Genomic DNA, 19,611 nt, shown 5'->3' with positions numbered 1-19,611 from the left:
CTTTACTCAACGTGTGCAGCAATCGAAGCCTATGGCCATTTTAAACATCCTCGAATTTCCGGACCCGCGTCTGCGCACTATCGCCAAACCGGTGGCTGTAGTGGACGACGAAGTGCGTCAGTTGGTCGACGACATGTTTGAAACAATGTATGAAGCGCCGGGCATCGGCCTTGCCGCGACCCAGGTCAACGTGCACAAACGTATCGTCGTGATGGACCTGTCCGAAGACCGCACCGAGCCACGGGTGTTCATCAACCCCGAGTTCGAATCGCTGACCGAGGAGATGGACCAGTATCAGGAAGGCTGCCTCTCGGTACCGGGCTTCTACGAAAACGTCGACCGCCCGCAGAAGGTCAAAATCAAGGCGCTGGACCGCGACGGCAAGCCCTATGAGCTGATCGCCGAAGGCCTGCTCGCGGTGTGCATCCAGCACGAATGCGACCACCTCAACGGCAAATTGTTCGTCGATTACCTGTCCACGCTCAAACGCGACCGGATCAAGAAGAAGCTGGAAAAGCTGCACCGCCAGAACGCTTGATGCCCCTCTTCAAAGGCTTGCTGCGGCAAGCCTTTTTCTTTTTATGAGACGCCTTTCATGACTGAGCCACTGCGCATTGTTTTTGCCGGCACCCCGGAATTCGCCGCCGAACACCTCAAGGCCCTGCTGAGCAGCCCGTACGAGATCGTCGCGATCTACACCCAGCCGGATCGCCCGGCCGGCCGTGGGCAAAAACTGATGCCAAGCCCGGTCAAACAACTCGCCCTGGAAAATAATATCCAGGTGTTGCAGCCGCCGACCTTGCGCAATGCCGAGGCCCAGGCGGAGCTGGCCGCGCTGAAGCCGGACTTGATGGTGGTGGTCGCCTACGGTTTGATCCTGCCGCAAGCGGTGCTGGATATTCCGCGTCTGGGTTGCATCAACAGCCATGCGTCGTTGCTGCCGCGCTGGCGCGGTGCGGCGCCGATCCAGCGCGCGGTCGAACACGGCGATGCCGAAAGCGGTGTAACGGTGATGCGCATGGAGGCCGGGCTGGATACCGGGCCGATGCTGCTCAAGGTCGTCACGCCGATCAGCGCGCAAGACACTGGCGGCACCCTGCATGATCGCCTCGCCGAGATGGGTCCGCCCGCAGTGGTGCAGGCGATTGCCGGTCTGGCTGCCGGCACCCTGCAAGGTGAGGTGCAGAACGATGAGCTCGCCACTTACGCGCACAAACTGAACAAAGACGAAGCACGCATCGACTGGAGCCGCCCGGCGGTGGAGCTGGAACGTCTGGTCCGCGCCTTCAATCCATGGCCGATCACCCACAGCACGCTCAATGGCGAAGCGTTGAAAGTGCTGGCCGCGACCGTGGCCGAAGGCACTGGCGCTCCGGGTGAAATCCTCAGCGCCAGCAAGGACGGCCTGATTGTCGCCTGCGGTGCACAAGCGCTGTGCCTGACCCGCCTGCAATTGCCCGGCGGCAAGGCGCTGAACTTCAGCGACCTGTTCAACAGCCGTCGTGAGAAATTCGCCGTCGGCAGCGTCCTCGGCGCTGCGGTGGAAGCGCAATGAACCCGCGTCTGGCCGCCGCCAAGGCGCTCGCCGCCGTACTCAGCGGCAAGGCTTCGCTGAACAGCTCCCTGCCGACGCAACTGGACAAGGTCGAGGATCGTGATCGCGGTTTCACTCAGGATCTGGCCTTCGGCACCGCACGCTGGCAGCCACGCCTGTCGGCATTGGCGGAAAAACTTCTGCAGAAACCGTTCAAAGCCGCCGACGCTGATGTCGAGGCGTTGCTGCTGGTCGGTCTGTATCAACTGCTCTACACCCGGGTACCGGCCCATGCCGCGATCGGCGAAACCGTCGGCTGCGCAGACAAGCTGAAAAAGCCCTGGGCCAAAGGCCTGCTCAACGCCGTGCTGCGCAATGCCCAGCGCGAAAGCGAGACGATCTTCGCCGAACTGGAACGCGACCCGGTGGTGCGCACAGCTCACCCGCGCTGGCTGCAAAAATCCCTGAAGGCATTTTGGCCCGAGCAGTGGGAAGCGATCTGCGCAGCGAACAACGCGCATCCGCCGATGATCCTGCGGGTCAACCGCCGTCATCACAGCCGCGATGCTTATCTTGCGTTGCTGGGCGAAACCGGGATCGCCGCGACACCGTGCGTTTACAGCCGCGACGGCATCGTCCTCGAAGCTGCTGCCGACGTGCGCAGCCTGCCGGGTTTCGCCGAAGGCTGGATCAGCGTGCAGGACGAAGCCGCGCAACTGGCCGCCGACCTGCTCGATCTGGCCCCGGGCCAGCGCGTACTCGACGCCTGCTGCGCCCCTGGCGGCAAGACCTGCCACATCCTCGAAGCCGAACCGGCGCTCGCTGGCGTGGTAGCGGTGGATCTGGAAGCCAAGCGTCTGGTGCGGGTGAAGGAAAACCTTGAGCGCCTCGGCCTCGACGCTGAACTGATCGCCGCCGACGGTCGCGATACCGAGAAATGGTGGGACGGCAAGCCGTTCCAGCGCATCCTCCTCGACGCGCCATGCTCGGCCACCGGCGTGATCCGCCGTCATCCGGACATCAAACTGACCCGTCAGCCGGACGACATCGTTGCCCTCGCGCAACTGCAAGGCGAACTGCTCGACGCCATGTGGAAAACCCTCGAAGTCGGCGGCATCCTGCTCTACGCCACCTGCTCGACGCTGCCGACCGAGAACACCGAAGTCATCGCCGCGTTCCTCGAGCGCACCCCCGGTGCCCGTGAACTGGATCTGGCCACAGCGGCCGGCATCAAGCAGCCCCATGGTCGCCAGTTGCTGGCCCAGCAGGGCGGGCATGACGGGTTTTACTACGCCAAGCTGATCAAGATCGCCGCCGCGCGCGGCTAAACGGATTCATGGAGTGACTGGATGAAAATCATCATCCTCGGTGCGGGACAGGTCGGCGGTTCGCTGGCCGAACATCTGGCCAGCGAGGCCAACGACATCACTGTGGTCGACACCGATGGCGAGCGCCTGCGCGACCTCGGCGACCGCCTCGATATCCGCACCGTGCAGGGCCGGGGCTCGCTGCCCTCGGTGCTGCGTCAGGCCGGTGCCGACGACGCCGACATGCTGGTAGCGGTGACCAACAGCGACGAAACCAACATGGTTGCCTGCCAGGTCGCGCACACGCTGTTCCACACGCCGACCAAAATCGCCCGGGTGCGCGAAGCGTCATACCTCAATCGCGAGGAACAACTGTTCCAGAACGAAGCGATTCCGGTCGACGTGCTGATCAGCCCCGAGCAGGTCGTGACCAACTACATCAAGCGCCTGATCCAGCATCCCGGCGCCTTGCAGGTGATCGACTTCGCCGAAGGCGCGGCGCAACTGGTGGCGGTGCGCGCCTATTACGGCGGGCCGCTGGTGGGCCAGCAACTGCGCCAGTTGCGTGAGCACATGCCGAACGTCGAAACCCGCGTAGCGGCGATCTTCCGCCGTGACCGGCCGATTTTGCCGCAGGGCGACACAGTGATCGAGGCCGATGACGAGGTGTTCTTCATCGCTGCCCGTGAGGACATTCGCGCAGTGATGAGCGAAATGCGTCGCCTCGACGAAACCTACAAACGCATCGTTATCGCCGGGGGCGGGCAGATCGGCGAGCGCCTGGCCGAGGCGATCGAAAGCCGTTATCAGGTGAAGATCATCGAGATGAGCCCGGCGCGCTGCCGCTACCTCTCCGATACCCTCGACAGCACCGTGGTCTTGCAGGGCAGTGCGTCGGATCGCGATCTGCTGCTGGAAGAGAACATCGCCGACGCCGATATCTTCCTCGCCCTGACCAACGACGATGAAGCCAACATCATGTCGTCGCTGCTGGCCAAACGGCTGGGGGCGAAGAAGGTCATGACGATCATCAACAACCCGGCCTACGTCGACCTGATCCAGGGCGGCGACATTGATATCGCCATCAGCCCGCAACTGGCGACCATCGGCACCTTGCTCGCCCACGTGCGCCGTGGCGATATCGTCAGCGTGCACTCACTGCGGCGCGGCGCGGCGGAAGCGATCGAGGCGATTGCCCACGGTGATGCGAAATCGAGCAAGGTCATCGGCAAACCGATCGAGAAGATCGGCCTGCCACCAGGCACCACCATCGGCGCGGTGATCCGCAACGAGAACGTGATCATCGCCCACGACGACACGGTGATCGAAGCGGGTGACCATGTGATTCTGTTCCTTGTGGATAAAAAGCATATTCGCGATGTGGAGAAGCTGTTTCATGTGGGATTGAGCTTTTTCTGACCTGAAGACAACGTTGCCCGTGATGGCCCCTTCGCGAGCAGGCTCGCTCCCACAGTGGAATGCATTCCAAATGTGGGAGCGAGCCTGCTCGCGAAAGCGGTCTGACAGACTCGCAGGTTCTCTGACGAACAATAGAAAGGAATCCGCCAATGCTCGAATCCCTGGAAAAAATGCTCGCCAAGGGTGTGGATAACGCGCTGTTGCGCTTCGGTCTGGGCAAGGGTTATCTGGACTTGGGTGAAAACGCCAAGGCTGCCGAGCATTTTCAGCGTTGTGTCGCTTTCGATCCGAAATACTCGGCAGCGTGGAAGCTGCTGGGCAAGGCGCAGCTGGCGCTAGGCGATCACGCCGCTGCGCGTCAGGCCTGGGAACAAGGCCTGGCAGCGGCCCGCGCCCACGGTGACAAACAGGCCGAAAAGGAGATGACGGTGTTCCTGAAAAAGCTCGAGCGACAGGCGCCTTGAGCTATAGACAGCACAAGGCGTCTCCATTGACCGTCATCAGATCGAAGCCGCTCAGTACCAGCGCGCCTCGCCCGGCGGACGCTTCTTGAAGCGTTTCATGCTCCACATGTACTGGCTCGGATACGCCGCAACATAACGTTCCACTACCTTGCTCATCGCCGCGCAGGACTCTGCGGTATCGGTGCTATACATGGCTTCGGGCGCGGCTTCGAGAATGACTTTGTAGCCCGAGCCGTCAGGCAGGCGCAGGGCGTGCAGGAACACACCGACCGCTTTGCCGCCGGCCAACATGTTCGGCACGAATTTGCTGGTCAGCGCCTGAGTTGCGAAGAACGGCACGAAAATCCCGGCGGATTCGGCCGGTTCCGGGTCGGCGGGAATGCCCACGGCACCACCCTTGCGCACTTCCTTGATGACGCTGAGAATGCCTTCCTTGGTCGACGCCGCGACCTTGTTGCCCAGCTGCACGCGCTGTTTACGCAGCAATTCATCCACTGCCTTGAGCTTCGGCGGACGATAGAAAATGATCGGTTTGCACTGGCTGCAATAGAAGTGGTTGAGCACTTCCCAGTTGCCGAGGTGGCTGGTGATGCCGACCACGCCTTTGCCCGAAGCGAGCGCGTCTTTCAACACATCGAGGCCTTCGACTTCGCGAACCAGATCGATCGAGCGCTGCGCCGGCCAGATCCACGCGCAGGCGCTTTCGGTCAGCGACTTGCCGATGTCCTTCAAACTCTGTCCGACCAGACGCTCACGTTCGGCCGCATCCATCTGGGGAAAACACTTGGACAGGTTGATCCTTACCACGTCGCGGGAACGGTTGGGGGTTTTCCACATGATCCAGCCGATCGCCGAACCCACGGCCTGCACGGCCCGCCATGGCAGCAGGGCAAACAGCCGCAGAGCGCCTACCAGCAAGGCGCCTTTAAACTTTTCCACAGGTCACTCCTGATCTTTGTGCTGTGCGCGAGGCGGGCATTCTAACCGGCGTTGGCGAGCTGCGCGTAGCGGTCGCAATCCTGGGTGTGGTCCATGACCATGCCCGAGGCCTGCATCAGCGCGTAGCAAATGGTCGGACCGACGAAGGTGAAGCCGGCTTTTTTCAGCGCCTTGCTCATCGCCAGCGCTTCGGGGGTGATCGCCGGGACTTCGCTGCGATCCTTGAAATGATTGATGATCGGTTGGTCGCCCACGAACGACCAGAGCAATGCCACCGGATCCTCCAGCGCCAGCCACGCCTGGGCATTGCGCCGGGCGGCGTTGAGTTTCAGGCGATTGCGGATGATGCCCGGGTCGAGCATCAGTTCGTCGATCTCGGCGTCACTCATCTGCGCCACGCGCTGCACATCGAAGCCGAACAGCACCTGACGGTAACGCTCGCGTTTGCGCAGCACAGTGATCCACGACAACCCGGCCTGGAACCCTTCGAGCAAAAGCAACTCGAACAAACCCTGCGCATCGCGCAGCGGCGTGCCCCACTCCTGATCGTGATAAGCCATGTACAGCGGATCTTCGGTACACCAAAAGCAGCGTGGCATAAGGCTCCAGGGGGCGTGCGCAGCAACGAATCGGGTATACTCCCGCTCTTTAAATCGCAGCCCAAGAAACAGGTGAATTTCGTGAGCCAGCCTACGCCAGCCGTGCGTACCTTCCAAGACTTGATCCTCGCGCTCCAGCAATACTGGGCCGAGCAAGGTTGTGTGGTACTTCAGCCCTACGATATGGAAGTAGGCGCCGGCACTTTCCACACCGCGACCTTCCTGCGCGCCATCGGCCCGGAAACCTGGAACGCCGCGTACGTGCAGCCAAGCCGCCGTCCGACTGACGGCCGTTACGGCGAAAACCCGAACCGTCTGCAGCACTACTACCAGTTCCAGGTAGTCCTGAAGCCGAACCCGGACAATTTCCAGGAACTGTACCTGGGCTCGCTCAAGCATGTCGGCCTCGACCCGCTGGTGCACGACATCCGCTTCGTCGAGGACAACTGGGAATCGCCGACCCTCGGCGCCTGGGGTCTGGGCTGGGAAGTCTGGCTCAACGGCATGGAAGTCACCCAGTTCACCTACTTCCAGCAAGCGGGCGGCATCGAGTGCTACCCGGTGACCGGCGAGATCACCTACGGTCTCGAGCGTCTGGCGATGTACCTGCAAGGCGTCGATTCGGTCTACGACCTGGTCTGGGCTGACGGCCCGTTCGGCAAAGTCACCTACGGCGATGTGTTCCACCAGAACGAAGTGGAGCAGTCCACTTACAACTTCGAACACGCCAATGTCGACAAACTGTTCGAGCTGTTCGACTTCTATGAAAGCGAAGCCAAGCGCCTGATCGAACTCGACCAGCCGCTACCGTTGCCGAGCTACGAAATGGTGCTGAAGGCGTCGCACACCTTCAACCTGCTGGATGCGCGCCGGGCGATCTCGGTGACTGCGCGTCAGCAATACATTCTGCGCGTACGCACCCTGGCGCGTTCCGTTGCGCAAGCCTACCTGCTGGCCCGCGCCAAGCTGGGCTTCCCGATGGCGACCCCGGACCTGCGTGACGAAGTACTGGCCAAGCTGGAGGCTGCACAATGAGTGCGCAAGATTTTCTGGTTGAACTGGGCACCGAAGAACTGCCACCCAAAGCCCTGAACACTTTGGCTGATGCGTTCCTCGCCGGTATCGACAAGGGCCTGCAAGCCGCCGGCCTGAGCTACGAAAGCAAAACCGTTTATGCCGCGCCACGTCGTCTGGCCGTGCTGATCACTGCGCTGGCCACTCAGCAGCCGGATCGCAGCATCAACCTCGATGGCCCGCCGCGTCAGGCCGCTTTCGACGCTGACGGCAATCCGACTCAGGCCGCCCTCGGCTTCGCCAAGAAGTGCGGCGTCGAGCTGAGCGAAATCGACCAGAGCGGTCCGAAACTGCGTTATAGCCAGAACATCGCCGGCAAGCCGACCGCGAGTCTGCTGCCGACCATCGTCGAGGATTCGCTGAACGACCTGCCGATCCCGAAACGCATGCGTTGGGGTGCGCGCAAGGAAGAATTCGTGCGTCCGACGCAGTGGCTGGTGATGCTGCTCGGTGATCAGGTCATCGATTGCACGATCCTCGCGCAGAAGGCTGGCCGTGAATCCCGTGGTCACCGTTTCCATCATCCGGAGAGCGTGCGCATCGGTTCGCCGTCGAGCTATCTCGCCGACCTGCGTGCCGCTTACGTATTGGCCGATGCCAACGAGCGTCGCGAGATCATCAGCAAGCGCACCGAAGAGTTGGCCACCCGTCAGGAAGGCACGGCGATCGTGCCGCCGGCACTGCTCGACGAAGTGACTGCGCTGGTTGAATGGCCGGTGCCGCTGGTGTGCTCGTTCGAAGAACGCTTCCTCGACGTGCCGCAGGAAGCGCTGATCACCACCATGCAGGACAACCAGAAGTACTTCTGCCTGCTGGATGCCGACGGCAAGTTGCTGCCACGTTTCATTACCGTGGCCAACATCGAAAGCAAAGACCCGCAGCAGATCATCGCCGGTAACGAGAAAGTGGTGCGCCCACGCCTGACCGACGCCGAGTTCTTCTTCAAGCAGGACAAGAAGCACAAACTCGAAGACTTCAACCTGCGCCTGCAAAACGTGGTGTTCCAGGAAAAACTCGGCAGCGTCTACGACAAGGCCGAGCGCGTTTCCAAACTGGCCGCGTACATCGCCGCACGTATCGGCGGCAACGCCTCGTGGGCTGCCCGCGCGGGCCTGCTGTCGAAGTGCGACCTGGCCACCGAAATGGTTGGCGAGTTCCCGGAGATGCAAGGTGTCGCCGGTTACTACTACGCCCTCAATGACGGCGAGCCGCAGGACGTCGCGCTGGCGCTGAACGAGCAGTACATGCCACGCGGTGCCGGTGCCGAATTGCCAGCGACCCTGACCGGTGCAGCCGTGGCGATCGCCGACAAGCTCGACACTCTGGTCGGCATCTTCGGTATCGGCATGCTGCCTACCGGCAGCAAAGACCCGTATGCCCTGCGCCGTGCGGCACTGGGCGTGCTGCGTATCCTGATCGAGAAACAACTGGACCTGGACCTGAACGACGCCGTGGCTTTCGCGGTGAATGCATTCGGCGGCAAGGTCAAGGCTGCCGGCCTCAACGATGCCGTGCTGGACTTCATCTTCGACCGCCTGCGTGCGCGTTATGAAGACGAAGGCGTCGACGTCGCCACTTACCTGTCGGTCCGTGCCCTCAAGCCGGGCTCGGCGCTGGACTTCGATCAGCGTGTGCAGGCGGTGCAGGCCTTCCGCAAACTGCCGGAAGCGGCAGCGCTGGCGGCGGTGAACAAGCGCGTGTCGAACCTGTTGAGCAAAGTCGAAGGCTCGGTACCGACCGTGGTCGAGGCGAAGTATTTCGACAATGCCAACGAGTTCTCGCTGTATTCGGCAATCCAGCAAGCGGATCAAGCGGTGCAGCCAATGGCCGCGGCGCGTCAGTACAACGAATCGCTGGCACGCCTGGCGGCACTTCGCGAGCCGGTCGACGCGTTCTTCGACGCGGTGATGGTCAATGCCGACGACGCCAATGTGCGAGCTAACCGCTACGCGTTGCTGGCGCGCCTGCGTGGCCTGTTCCTCGGTGTTGCCGACATTTCGCTGCTGGGTTGAGGGATTGCTGTTGAAACTGCTGATTCTCGATCGTGACGGCGTGATCAATTACGACTCCGATGCCTACATCAAGTCGGTGGAGGAGTGGATTCCGCTGCCCGGCTCGATCGAAGCGATCGCGCAGTTGAGCAAGGCCGGCTGGACGGTGGCGGTGGCCACCAACCAGTCGGGCATTGCTCGCGGCTATTACGACCTCGCCACCCTCGAGGCCATGCACGCGCGCCTGCGCGAGCTGGTCGCGGAGCAGGGCGGTGAAGTCGGTTTGATCGTGTATTGCCCGCATGGCCCGGACGAAGGTTGCGATTGCCGCAAACCGAAACCGGGAATGCTCAAAACCATTGCCGAGCATTACACGGTGCCGTTGACCAATGTCTGGTTCGTCGGCGACAGCCTTGGTGACCTGGAGGCCGCCAAAGCCGTCGATTCACAGCCAGTTTTGGTGAAGACCGGGAAAGGCGAAAAGACTCAGGGTAAAACCCTGCCGGTTGGCACCCTGATTTTTGACGATCTGGCGGCGATTGCCGCAGAACTTATCCACAACTAGAGTACTTCTGAATTTCCTGGCCAGGGATTGCTCGGGAGTGCGCTTGAACAGTCGGGGCATTGCCCCGTAACGGTAACCGTCGCCATGTCGATACTGCGGGCCTTCAGAATCTTTGTTTTCTATCTGCTGCTGGGCACAACAGCGTTGCTGTGGTGCAGCCTGAGCTTTTTCATCGCGCCGTTTCTGTCCTTCAAGGCGCGCTATCGTTTCATCAACGTGTACTGGTGCCGTTGCGCCCTGTGGCTGACCAAGGTTTTCCTCGGCATCCGCTACGAAATCAAAGGCGCGGAAAACGTGCCGGACCGGCCCTGCGTGATTCAATCGAACCATCAGAGCACTTGGGAGACCTTCTTTCTCTCCGCTTATTTCTCGCCATTGAGCCAAGTGCTCAAGCGCGAATTGCTCTACGTGCCGTTCTTCGGCTGGGCCATGGCAATGCTGCGCCCGATCGCCATCGACCGCGACAACCCGAAGGCCGCGCTCAAACAAGTCGCGGCCAAAGGCGACGAGCTGCTCAAGGACAACGTCTGGGTGCTGATCTTTCCCGAAGGCACACGAGTCCCCTACGGCACTGTCGGAAAATTCTCCCGCAGTGGCAGCGCATTGGCGGTGAATGCGGCGCTTCCGGTGCTGCCGATTGCACACAATGCCGGCAAATTCTGGCCAAAAATCGGCTGGGGCAAACAGTCTGGAGTGATCACTGTGGTCATCGGCGAACCGATGTATGCCGAAGGCAGTGGGCCGCGCGCCATCGCTGATCTGAATGACCGTGTGCAGGCGTGGAACGAGAAAACCCAGCGTGAAATGGGCTCGCTGCCACCGGCGCCACAGGCACCGGCCGCGAGTGACCAACTGGCTGTCTGAATTTTGTGGATAACCTGTGTACGCTTTTGCTAAAAAAGACCGCAATTGTTTTCTAACTTATTGATTTTCATAGATATTTATAAATTTATGAATTGAACAAAATCCGTGCATAAGTTTTATTCGGATGTAAAAAAACCGGCCGTTATAGCCGGTTTTTTTGTGCCCCTTTTTCATTCAGCAAGCAGCGGCAACTCGATAAGGAAAGTGGTTCCCGCATCGACCACGCTACGACACTCAATCGTACCGCCATGATGATCAATCACGGCTTTGACCATCGACAAACCCAAGCCCACGCCGTCGATGCCCTGGGCCGAAGAGAAACGCCGATACTGGCTGAACAGGTCAGGCAATTCATCGGCGGCAATGCCCTTGCCCTGATCGGTCAATTCGCAGCGCAGCCACTGTCCAGCACAGCTGACCTGCAGTTGCACAGTGCTGTCTGCGGGGCTGTACTTGATCGCGTTTTCCAGCAGGTTGAACAGGGCGCGCGTCAGCAATCCCTGATCGGCCAGAATCAGCCGCTCCTGGCATTGCTCATCGACCTCGTTGAGCAGCTCGATGCGTTTCTGCTGGGCGATCGGCAACGCCTGATCGAGCACATCCAGTACCAGCATGGCGAACAATGTCGGGCGGAACTGGTAGGTTTCGGATTCAGCCCGCGCCAACAAGACAAAACCATCAGTCAGATCCAGCGCGCGGCGCACCTGGCGCTCAATCTGCTCGAACAGCGGCGCATCAGCACCCGCCTGGTGACGATGCACATCCAGCAGGGCGAGGATCGCCGAATGGGGGGCGCGCAGGTCGTGGGAAAGAAAACGCAGCAGGACGCCGCGCTGCTCCTCAGCCGCACGCTCGGCACTCAAGTCCGTCAGGCTGAGCAGCCAACCGATCGGCGTATCGCCGTCGACCGGCAGCAGCGCCGCTCTTTCCAGGCGCAGACTGCGCTCCTTGTGATCGCGAAATTCCAGCAGCGGCAGGGTGGCCAGCGGCGGTCGCGGCGCTGTGGATAATTCCGGATAGCCGAGCCGTGCCAGTTGATCGAGCACGTCATCGCCCACCAGCGGATCCTCGAACAACTCGCGCGCCTTGCGATTGCCCAGCAGGATCTTGCCCAGCGGATCACTGATCAGCGTCGCCACCGGCAGGTATTCCAGGCCATCGGCAATGAACCGCCGGGTGTCGCGGGTGCGGCTCATGGCTTGTTCGAGCGCCATGATCTGGCCCTGCAAACGGTCGGCACCGGTGAAGCGGGTCCGCCGACGTTCAGGGAAGACTTTCGGTTCGCTGTCCAGACGTGCCAGCTCCCAGCCGAAATACGTCAGCACAACACTCAAGCGTCGCCAGTTCCAGATCAGGTAACCGAACAACATCCCCAGGGCTGCTGGCGTTGGCGACCACCAGTAGCGGACTTCGGCCAGCAGGGCGCTGGCGATCAGCGCACAGGCCATACCGACCAAGGTTACCCACAGCGCCCAACGCGGCCGCCACAGCAACAATCCCAGCACACCCGCGACCATCGCCACGGACAACAGAGCGCCGGGCGCTGGCGACAGATTGTGCAGATTGATCTGGGCGCGATAAGACAACAAGGCAGTCAGCGGCAACAGCACTAGACTTATCCACAACCACTCGCGCACCAGCCGCCGGAACAGACGCTGGACCTGGCTCGGCTCACGACTTTCACGTCGGCGTTGAGGGTTACGCATGAGGCAAAGGGCAGGGCAGTGGATAGGGTTTCATAGGTCTCTGGTCGGAGGCGTAGACCCGAAGAATCATAGCGGACGTCGACCACCGACGGGCTGCTTCTTTCATCGCGGCCGGGGAGTCGCTATTGTCGACATCCCAGCCCCAGCGACAAGGAACACCGCCGATGCGCGTTGCCATTCTGGACGACGAACCCGCCGAACTGCGCCGGGTCGAGCAAACCCTGGAGCAAATGGCCGAAGCGGGCGAGCAGCCGTGGTCACTGCACAGCTTCGAGCGCGGCGAAGACTTGTTGCGCCAGCTGCGCCGGGAAACCTTCGACCTGTTGATTCTCGATTGGCAACTTCCTGATCTCACGGGTCTGGCACTGCTGCGCTGGACCCGCGAACACATGGACGCGCCACCCGCTGCAATCATGCTCACCAGCCGCGATGGCGAGAGCGATATCGTTCAAGCCTTGAATGCCGGGGCTGACGATTATGTCAGCAAGCCGTTTCGCCCCAATGAGTTGAAGGCGAGGGTGGCTGCGGTATTGCGTCGGCATAGCCAACCGCGCAGCGCGGCGGGCGAAATACAGACGTTTCACGATCTGACTTTCGACGACGCCGAACTGACCGTCACCCGTGAAGGCAAACCGATCCTCATGACCGAACGCGAATACCGCCTGGCGCGTTGCCTGTTCAGCAACCTGGGGCGGCCATTGTCGCGGGATTACCTGTACGAGCGCTTCTGGCCGAACGAGGAGACAACTTCTTCGCGGCCACTGGATACGCATATCTACCGATTGCGCAACAAGCTCGGGCTGACAGCGGATCGGGGTTGGCAGTTGCTGACAATTTATGGGTATGGGTATCGGTTGGAGAGTGTCGGCACTGGAAATGAGTGAGGCCAAAAAAAACCCCGGCATTGGCCGGGGTTTTTCATGAGCGGGTAGCAATCAGGATCAGAAATCCAGGTTGGAAACCGCCAATGCGTTGCTCTCGATAAAGTCTCGGCGAGGTTCGACCGCATCACCCATCAGGGTGTTGAAGATCTGGTCTGCACCGATGGCGTCTTCGATGGTGACTTTCAGCATGCGCCGCACGCTTGGGTCCATGGTGGTTTCCCACAGCTGATCCGGGTTCATTTCGCCCAGACCTTTGTAGCGCTGGATGGTGTGGCGCTTGGTGCTTTCGGCCATCAGCCAGTCGAGGGCTTCCTTGAACTCGGTAACGGCTTTCTTGCGCTCGCCACGCTGGATGTACGCGCCTTCATCGAGCAGGGTGCTCAGTTGCGCGCCCAGGGTGACCACGGTTTTGTAGTCGTTGCTGCCGAAGAAGTCGCGGTTGAAGGTGACGTAGTTCGACAGGCCGTGGGAGATCAGTTCGACCTCTGGCAGCCAGACGCCACGTTCGCGATCCTCACGCAGGCTGGCCTTGTAGACCAGACCCGACTTCTCGTTGGTACGCAGACGGACTTCATACTGCGCCAGCCACTCTTGCATCGCCGCGTGGTCGCCCAGGGTTTCCAGACTGACGGCCGGCAGATAGATGAAGTGCTCGGTCAGCTCCTGAGGGTACAGACGCGACAGACGCTTGAGGGTCTTCATGACCATGCGGAAGTCGTTCACCAGACGTTCCAGCGCTTCACCGGAAATGCCCGGGGCTTCTTCGTTCAGGTGCAGGCTTGCATCTTCCAGGGCCGACTGCGTCATGTACTCTTCCATGGCGTCGTCGTCTTTGATGTATTGCTCTTGCTTGCCTTTTTTGACTTTGTACAGCGGTGGCTGGGCGATGTAGATGTAGCCACGCTCGATCAGCTCCGGCAGCTGACGGAAGAAGAAGGTCAGCAGCAGGGTACGGATGTGCGAACCGTCGACGTCAGCATCGGTCATGATGATGATGTTGTGATAGCGCAACTTGTCGATGTTGTACTCTTCGCGACCGATGCCACAGCCCAGAGCGGTGATCAGCGTGCCCACTTCCTGGGACGAGATCATCTTGTCGAAACGCGCTTTCTCGACGTTGAGGATCTTGCCCTTCAACGGCAGGATCGCCTGGGTCTTGCGGTTACGTCCCTGCTTCGCAGAACCGCCTGCGGAGTCACCCTCCACCAGATACAGTTCGGACAGCGCCGGGTCTTTTTCCTGGCAGTCGGCGAGCTTGCCCGGCAGACCGGCGATGTCCAGCGCGCCTTTGCGGCGGGTCATCTCACGGGCCTTGCGCGCGGCTTCACGGGCACGGGCGGCGTCGATCATCTTGCCGACTACCAGCTTGGCTTCGTTCGGGTTCTCCAGAAGGAAGTCGGAGAAGTATTTGCCCATCTCCTGTTCCACTGCAGTCTTCACTTCGGAAGACACCAGCTTGTCTTTGGTCTGCGAGCTGAACTTCGGATCCGGCACTTTCACCGAGATGATCGCGGTCAGGCCTTCACGAGCGTCGTCACCGGTGGTGGCGACTTTGTGCTTCTTCGCCAGACCTTCCTGCTCGATGTAGTTGTTCAGGTTACGCGTCAGTGCCGAGCGGAAGCCCACCAGGTGGGTGCCGCCGTCGCGCTGCGGAATGTTGTTGGTGAAGCACAACAGGTTCTCGTTGAAGCTGTCGTTCCACTGCAGGGCGATTTCCACGCCGATGCCGTCTTCACGCTGGATGTTGAAGTGGAACACCTGATTGACCGCAGTCTTGTTGGTGTTCAGGTATTCAACGAACGCACGCAGGCCGCCTTCGTACTTGAACAGCTCTTCCTTGCCGCTGCGCTCGTCCTTGAGGACGATGCCGACACCGGAGTTGAGGAAGGACAGTTCACGAATGCGCTTGGCGAGGATGTCCCAGCTGAAGTGAATGTTCTTGAAGGTTTCGCTGGAAGCCTTGAAGTGGATCTGGGTACCGGTGGTTTCGCTGTCGCCAACGATGGCCATCGGTGCCTGAGGCACGCCGTGGACGTAGGTCTGTTCCCAGATCTTGCCACTGCGGCGAACGGTCAGGACCAGTTCTTCGGACAGCGCGTTCACCACCGACACACCTACGCCGTGCAGACCGCCGGATACTTTGTAGGAGTTGTCGTCGAACTTACCGCCAGCGTGGAGGACGGTCATGATGACCTCTGCGGCGGAAACGCCTTCCTCTTTATGCACGTCTACCGGGATGCCACGACCGTTGTCTTTAACGGTGATGGATTCGTCCGGGTGAATGATGATGCTGATGTCGTCGCAATGGCCGGCGAGGGCTTCGTCGATCGAGTTGTCGACCACTTCGAACACCATGTGGTGCAGACCGCTGCCATCGTCGGTGTCACCAATGTACATACCGGGACGTTTGCGTACGGCATCCAGGCCTTTCAGCACTTTAATGCTCGTTGAGTCGTACGTATTTTCTTCGCTCAATGCCTTCACTCCCGATGGTCGTGGGTCTGGGTGATACGGCCCTGTTCCACGTGGAACAAAGCGACTGGCGTTTCCGTCTGCCAGCCTTCCCTCAGTAATTCGTGATCTACACAGGTGATAAACACCTGGCAGCGTAAGTCTTCCAGCAAGCGGCATAGCGCGCGACGGTGGCTCTCGTCCAGCTCGGACGGCAAGTCATCCACCAGATAAATACACTGTCCGCGACGGGCCTGGCTGACCAGGTGCCCTTGGGCAATCCGTAGTGCACAGACCACAAGCTTCTGCTGACCCCGGGACAGGATGTCCGCGGCATTGTGTGCGCCCAATCTGAGACGCAAATCAGCTCGTTGCGGTCCGGCCTGGGTGTGCCCCATCTGCTGGTCCCGTTGTACGGAAGCGGCGAGTACGGCGCTCAATTCGCGGTCCTTGTCCCAGCCTCGGTAATAGCTGAGCGTCAAACCCTCGAGCTCAACCAGTTCGCTCAAGGTCTGTTCGAAGACCGGTTTCAAGGCTGTGATGTAAGCGCGGCGGTATTCATCGATTTCAGCGCTGGCCTGGCACAGTTCCCTGTCCCAAACCGCTTGCGAAACGGCGTCAAGTGTACCATGCCGCAGCCAGGAGTTTCTCTGGCGCAGCGCCTTCTGCAAACGCTGCCAAGTGGCCATGAAACGCGGTTCGACGTGGAACACGCCCCAGTCGAGAAACTGCCGGCGAATCTTCGGTGCGCCTTCCAGCAGACGGAAGCTGTCCGGGTTGATCAACTGCAGCGGCAGGATCTCCGCCAGCTGCGCAGCGCTACGGGCGTTCTGGCCGTCGATGCGAATCTGGAACTCGCCCTGACGGTCGCGGGAAATCCCCAGCGCACTGTGTCCGCCTTCAGCCAGCTCAACCTGACCGAATACGGTACAGGCGAGCTGTTCGTACTGAATCACGGGCAACAGCCGCGTGCTGCGAAACGAACGGGCAAGCCCCAGCAGATGAATGGCTTCCAGAACACTGGTTTTGCCGCTGCCGTTGGCGCCGTAAAGAATGTTGATGCGGGGGGAGGGGGAGAAGGTCACCGGGTGCAGATTGCGCACCGCGGTGACCGAAACACGACTTAACGACATTCAGGATCAGCTGATTACAGACGCATCGGCATGACAACGTAAGCCGAATCGTCATTGTCGGACTCTTGCACCAGCGCACTGCTGTTGGAGTCGGACAGGATCAGGCGAACCTGCTCGGTGGTCATCACGCCCAGCACGTCGAGCAGATAGCTGACGTTGAAGCCGATCTCCAGCGAGCCGCCGTTGTATTCAACGCCCACTTCTTCTTCCGCTTCTTCCTGCTCCGGGTTGTTGGCCTGGATCTTCAACTGACCGCTGGCCAGTTGCAGACGGATACCGCGGTACTTCTCGTTGGACAGAATCGCGGTACGGCTGAACGCTTCACGCAACGCCTGACGATCGCCGAGTACCAGCTTGTCACCACCTTTCGGCAGGACGCGCTCGTAATCCGGGAATTTACCGTCGACCAGTTTCGAGGTGAAAGTGAACTCGCCAGTGGTGGCGCGGATGTGGTGCTGGCCGAGGACGATGCTGACATTGCCATCCGGCTCGGTGAGCAGACGCGCCAGTTCGAGGATACCTTTGCGCGGCACGATCACCTGATGGCGATCCGGCTGACCGATATCGGCCTGCATCGAGCACATTGCCAGACGGTGTCCGTCGGTGGCCACGGCGCGGATCACACCAGCGGAAACTTCCAGCAGCATGCCGTTGAGGTAGTAACGCACGTCCTGCTGGGCCATGGCGAAGCTGGTGCGTTCGATCAGACGACGCAGTTTGCTTTGCTCCAGGCTGCAGGTCAGCGAGCCCGGGCCTTCTTCGACGGTCGGGAAATCGTTGGCCGGCAGGGTCGACAGGGTGAAGCGGCTACGACCGGCCTTTACCACCAGCTTCTGCTCGTCGACCTTGATGTCGATCAGCGCATCGTTGGGCAGGCTTTTGCAGATATCCATCAGCTTGCGCGCCGGCACGGTGATGGAACCGGTTTCGGCCGGCTCTTCGAGTTGCACACGACCGACCAGCTCGACTTCCAGGTCGGTACCGGTCAGCGACAGTTGCTGGCCTTCGACGACCAACAGCACGTTGGACAGTACCGGCAAGGTCTGTCGGCGCTCGACGACGCCTGCGACCAGTTGCAGGGGTTTCAACAGGGCTTCGCGTTGAATGGTGAAATGCATGGTCTAGTCCCTTGCCTTAATAAGCTGCGCTGGTGTTCATCAAGTGGTCAGTGTACGCAGCAGGTTCTTGTAGTCCTCGCGGATGTCCGCGTCGGATTCCTTAAGTTCGTTGATCTTGCGGCAGGCGTGCAGCACGGTGGTGTGGTCGCGGCCGCCAAACACATCGCCGATTTCCGGCAGGCTGTGGTTGGTCAGTTCCTTGGACAACGCCATGGCCACCTGACGCGGACGAGCCACCGAGCGCGAGCGGCGCTTGGACAGCAGGTCGGAAATCTTGATCTTGTAATACTCGGCGACGGTGCGCTGAATGTTATCCACAGAAACAAGTTTGTCCTGCAACGCCAGCAAGTCTTTCAGGGATTCGCGAATCAGCTCGATGGTGATGTCGCGGCCCATGAAGTGCGAGTGAGCGATCACACGTTTCAGCGCGCCTTCCAGCTCACGAACGTTCGAGCGGATGCGCTGGGCGATGAAGAACGCGGCGTCATGGGGCAACTCGACTTTGGCCTGATCGGCCTTCTTCATCAGGATCGCCACGCGGGTTTCCAGTTCCGGCGGCTCGACCGCAACGGTCAGGCCCCAGCCGAAGCGGGATTTGAGGCGTTCTTCAAGGCCTTCGATTTCTTTCGGGTAGCGGTCACTGGTGAGAATGACCTGCTGACCACCTTCAAGCAGCGCGTTGAAGGTGTGGAAAAACTCTTCCTGGGAACGCTCCTTGCGGGCGAAGAACTGAATATCGTCGATCAGCAAGGCGTCCACCGAACGGTAGAAACGCTTGAATTCGTTGATGGCGTTCAGTTGCAGCGCTTTGACCATGTCGGCCACGAAACGCTCGGAATGCAGGTATACGACCTTGGCATTCGGATTCTTCTTTAATAGATGGTTGCCCACTGCGTGCATCAAGTGGGTTTTACCCAGGCCGACGCCACCATAAAGGAACAGCGGGTTATAGCCGTGCTTGGGATTGTCCGCCACCTGCCAGGCCGCCGCACGGGCTAGCTGGTTGGATTTACCTTCAACGAAGTTTTCGAAGGTGAACGTGCGATTCAGGTAACTGGTGTGCTTGAGCGCACCTTCTACCTGCACGGTGCGCTGCTCCGCGCGAACCGGGGCCTGCTGCGAAGCGGCGCCGGCCATCGGGTCGAAGCTGTCGCGGGAAGGTTCTTCGCTGACTTCAGCGGCCTTCTGTGTGGAACGTTTGGCCGGAGCAGGCGCGGGCGCCGGTGCCGGGTTGCTCGCTGGCACATTATTGGCCTGCGCCTGAGCAACCTGCGCGGCCGCCAGTGGCGCATTGGGTGCAGCGCGAGGTGCCGAGCTGCGTTTGCTGCCTATTAACAAGGACAGCGCCGGCGTCGAGCCATTGCCGTGCTCATCCAGCAGTTCAAGAACGCGGCCCAGGTACTTTTCGTTGACCCAGTCCAACACGAAACGATTCGGTGCGTAGACGCGCAACTCGTCGCCTTCGGCTTCGACCTGTAGTGGACGGATCCAGGTGTTGAATTGTTGGGCAGGCAGCTCTTCGCGCAAAAGCTCCACGCACTGCTGCCAAAGTTCCACTGACAC

At 60.5% G+C, this 19,611-nt stretch carries 17 protein-coding genes; 10 read left to right on the top strand and 7 right to left on the bottom strand.

From position 1 onward, the window contains the following. The first annotated feature begins 31 nt into the window (after positions 1-31). From def to NF676_RS00650, 5 genes are all read left to right on the top strand, one after another. Entirely contained in the window at positions 32-538 is a 507-nt protein-coding gene (gene def / locus NF676_RS00670) for a peptide deformylase (RefSeq protein WP_041476509.1), read from the top strand. Between the two features lie 57 nt (positions 539-595). Beyond that, a complete protein-coding gene (gene fmt, locus NF676_RS00665; protein WP_252887063.1) occupies positions 596-1,555 on the top strand; it encodes a methionyl-tRNA formyltransferase in 960 nt (319 codons plus the stop codon). Next, positions 1,552-2,862, top strand: coding sequence for a 16S rRNA (cytosine(967)-C(5))-methyltransferase RsmB (rsmB, locus tag NF676_RS00660; RefSeq protein ID WP_252887062.1), 1,311 nt, complete (start codon positions 1,552-1,554; stop codon positions 2,860-2,862). The genes fmt and rsmB overlap by 4 nt, the downstream gene beginning before the upstream one ends. Positions 2,863-2,883: 21 nt before the next feature. Beyond that, positions 2,884-4,260: a Trk system potassium transporter TrkA gene (gene trkA / locus NF676_RS00655; RefSeq protein ID WP_041476512.1), complete on the top strand. Its 1,377-nt coding sequence runs from the start codon at positions 2,884-2,886 to the stop codon at positions 4,258-4,260. Positions 4,261-4,409: 149 nt separating this feature from the next. Beyond that, positions 4,410-4,724 (top strand): tetratricopeptide repeat protein, encoded by a 315-nt coding sequence (locus NF676_RS00650; protein ID WP_252887061.1) that lies wholly within the window; start codon positions 4,410-4,412, stop codon positions 4,722-4,724. 51 nt (positions 4,725-4,775) lie between these two features. On the opposite strand, the gene NF676_RS00645 is transcribed toward NF676_RS00650, so the two are convergent. Together NF676_RS00645 and NF676_RS00640 are read right to left on the bottom strand one after the other, a co-directional pair. Continuing rightward, the gene (locus tag NF676_RS00645) at positions 4,776-5,663 is read right to left on the bottom strand and encodes a lysophospholipid acyltransferase (protein ID WP_039757181.1); all 888 of its coding nucleotides are present in this window, start codon (positions 5,661-5,663) and stop codon (positions 4,776-4,778) included. A gap of 41 nt (positions 5,664-5,704) precedes the next feature. After that, positions 5,705-6,262: a DNA-3-methyladenine glycosylase I gene (locus NF676_RS00640; RefSeq protein ID WP_056791133.1), complete on the bottom strand. Its 558-nt coding sequence runs from the start codon at positions 6,260-6,262 to the stop codon at positions 5,705-5,707. Positions 6,263-6,343: 81 nt separating this feature from the next. Here NF676_RS00640 and glyQ point away from each other — a divergent pair, with 81 nt between their 5' ends. From glyQ to NF676_RS00620, 4 genes are all read left to right on the top strand, one after another. Then, entirely contained in the window at positions 6,344-7,297 is a 954-nt protein-coding gene (glyQ, locus tag NF676_RS00635) for a glycine--tRNA ligase subunit alpha (RefSeq protein WP_003187265.1), read from the top strand. After that, on the top strand, positions 7,294-9,348 hold the full coding sequence (gene glyS / locus NF676_RS00630; protein WP_252877173.1) for a glycine--tRNA ligase subunit beta: 2,055 nt from the start codon (positions 7,294-7,296) through the stop codon (positions 9,346-9,348). The genes glyQ and glyS overlap by 4 nt, the downstream gene beginning before the upstream one ends. Positions 9,349-9,352: 4 nt before the next feature. Continuing rightward, positions 9,353-9,892, top strand: coding sequence for a D-glycero-beta-D-manno-heptose 1,7-bisphosphate 7-phosphatase (gene gmhB / locus NF676_RS00625; RefSeq protein WP_164488352.1), 540 nt, complete (start codon positions 9,353-9,355; stop codon positions 9,890-9,892). Between the two features lie 84 nt (positions 9,893-9,976). Then, the gene (locus tag NF676_RS00620) at positions 9,977-10,756 is read left to right on the top strand and encodes a lysophospholipid acyltransferase family protein (RefSeq protein WP_137214499.1); all 780 of its coding nucleotides are present in this window, start codon (positions 9,977-9,979) and stop codon (positions 10,754-10,756) included. A gap of 170 nt (positions 10,757-10,926) precedes the next feature. Here NF676_RS00620 and NF676_RS00615 read toward each other — a convergent pair whose 3' ends face one another. Next, a complete protein-coding gene (locus NF676_RS00615; RefSeq protein ID WP_252887060.1) occupies positions 10,927-12,462 on the bottom strand; it encodes a sensor histidine kinase in 1,536 nt (511 codons plus the stop codon). 164 nt (positions 12,463-12,626) lie between these two features. Here NF676_RS00615 and NF676_RS00610 point away from each other — a divergent pair, with 164 nt between their 5' ends. Further along, the gene (locus NF676_RS00610) at positions 12,627-13,346 is read left to right on the top strand and encodes a response regulator transcription factor (RefSeq protein WP_073470814.1); all 720 of its coding nucleotides are present in this window, start codon (positions 12,627-12,629) and stop codon (positions 13,344-13,346) included. A gap of 57 nt (positions 13,347-13,403) precedes the next feature. Here the strand turns inward: NF676_RS00610 and gyrB are convergent, their stop codons facing one another. From gyrB to dnaA, 4 genes are read right to left on the bottom strand one after another with little or no spacing between them, the layout of a single operon-like run. Continuing rightward, positions 13,404-15,821, bottom strand: a complete 2,418-nt coding sequence (gyrB, locus tag NF676_RS00605; RefSeq protein WP_024014948.1) for a DNA topoisomerase (ATP-hydrolyzing) subunit B — start codon at positions 15,819-15,821, stop codon at positions 13,404-13,406. Positions 15,822-15,826: 5 nt separating this feature from the next. After that, on the bottom strand, positions 15,827-16,930 hold the full coding sequence (gene recF, locus NF676_RS00600) for a DNA replication/repair protein RecF (RefSeq protein WP_056791117.1): 1,104 nt from the start codon (positions 16,928-16,930) through the stop codon (positions 15,827-15,829). A 14-nt stretch (positions 16,931-16,944) separates the two neighbouring features. Then, entirely contained in the window at positions 16,945-18,048 is a 1,104-nt protein-coding gene (dnaN, locus tag NF676_RS00595) for a DNA polymerase III subunit beta (RefSeq protein WP_016772390.1), read from the bottom strand. Between the two features lie 39 nt (positions 18,049-18,087). After that, the gene (gene dnaA, locus NF676_RS00590; protein WP_076564731.1) at positions 18,088-19,611 is read right to left on the bottom strand and encodes a chromosomal replication initiator protein DnaA; all 1,524 of its coding nucleotides are present in this window, start codon (positions 19,609-19,611) and stop codon (positions 18,088-18,090) included.

The organism is Pseudomonas siliginis (genome assembly GCF_024072275.1).
Classification (GTDB): domain Bacteria; phylum Pseudomonadota; class Gammaproteobacteria; order Pseudomonadales; family Pseudomonadaceae; genus Aquipseudomonas; species Aquipseudomonas siliginis.
The sequence above is the reverse complement of the archived record's forward strand: the minus strand, read 5'-3'. Positions and strand labels throughout refer to the sequence as shown.

Excerpts from the sequence above, each read along its gene's own strand:
- NF676_RS00620 (WP_137214499.1), top strand. The coding sequence starts at position 9,977 with ATGTCGATACTGCGGGCCTTCAGAATCTTTGTTTTCTATCTGCTGCTG.
- trkA (WP_041476512.1), top strand. The coding sequence starts at position 2,884 with ATGAAAATCATCATCCTCGGTGCGGGACAGGTCGGCGGTTCGCTGGCC.
- NF676_RS00610 (WP_073470814.1), top strand. The coding sequence starts at position 12,627 with ATGCGCGTTGCCATTCTGGACGACGAACCCGCCGAACTGCGCCGGGTC.
- dnaN (WP_016772390.1), bottom strand. The coding sequence starts at position 18,048 with ATGCATTTCACCATTCAACGCGAAGCCCTGTTGAAACCCCTGCAACTG.
- rsmB (WP_252887062.1), top strand. The coding sequence starts at position 1,552 with ATGAACCCGCGTCTGGCCGCCGCCAAGGCGCTCGCCGCCGTACTCAGC.
- recF (WP_056791117.1), bottom strand. The coding sequence starts at position 16,930 with ATGTCGTTAAGTCGTGTTTCGGTCACCGCGGTGCGCAATCTGCACCCG.
- def (WP_041476509.1), top strand. The coding sequence starts at position 32 with ATGGCCATTTTAAACATCCTCGAATTTCCGGACCCGCGTCTGCGCACT.
- glyS (WP_252877173.1), top strand. The coding sequence starts at position 7,294 with ATGAGTGCGCAAGATTTTCTGGTTGAACTGGGCACCGAAGAACTGCCA.
- fmt (WP_252887063.1), top strand. The coding sequence starts at position 596 with ATGACTGAGCCACTGCGCATTGTTTTTGCCGGCACCCCGGAATTCGCC.
- NF676_RS00650 (WP_252887061.1), top strand. The coding sequence starts at position 4,410 with ATGCTCGAATCCCTGGAAAAAATGCTCGCCAAGGGTGTGGATAACGCG.
- NF676_RS00615 (WP_252887060.1), bottom strand. The coding sequence starts at position 12,462 with ATGCGTAACCCTCAACGCCGACGTGAAAGTCGTGAGCCGAGCCAGGTC.
- NF676_RS00640 (WP_056791133.1), bottom strand. The coding sequence starts at position 6,262 with ATGCCACGCTGCTTTTGGTGTACCGAAGATCCGCTGTACATGGCTTAT.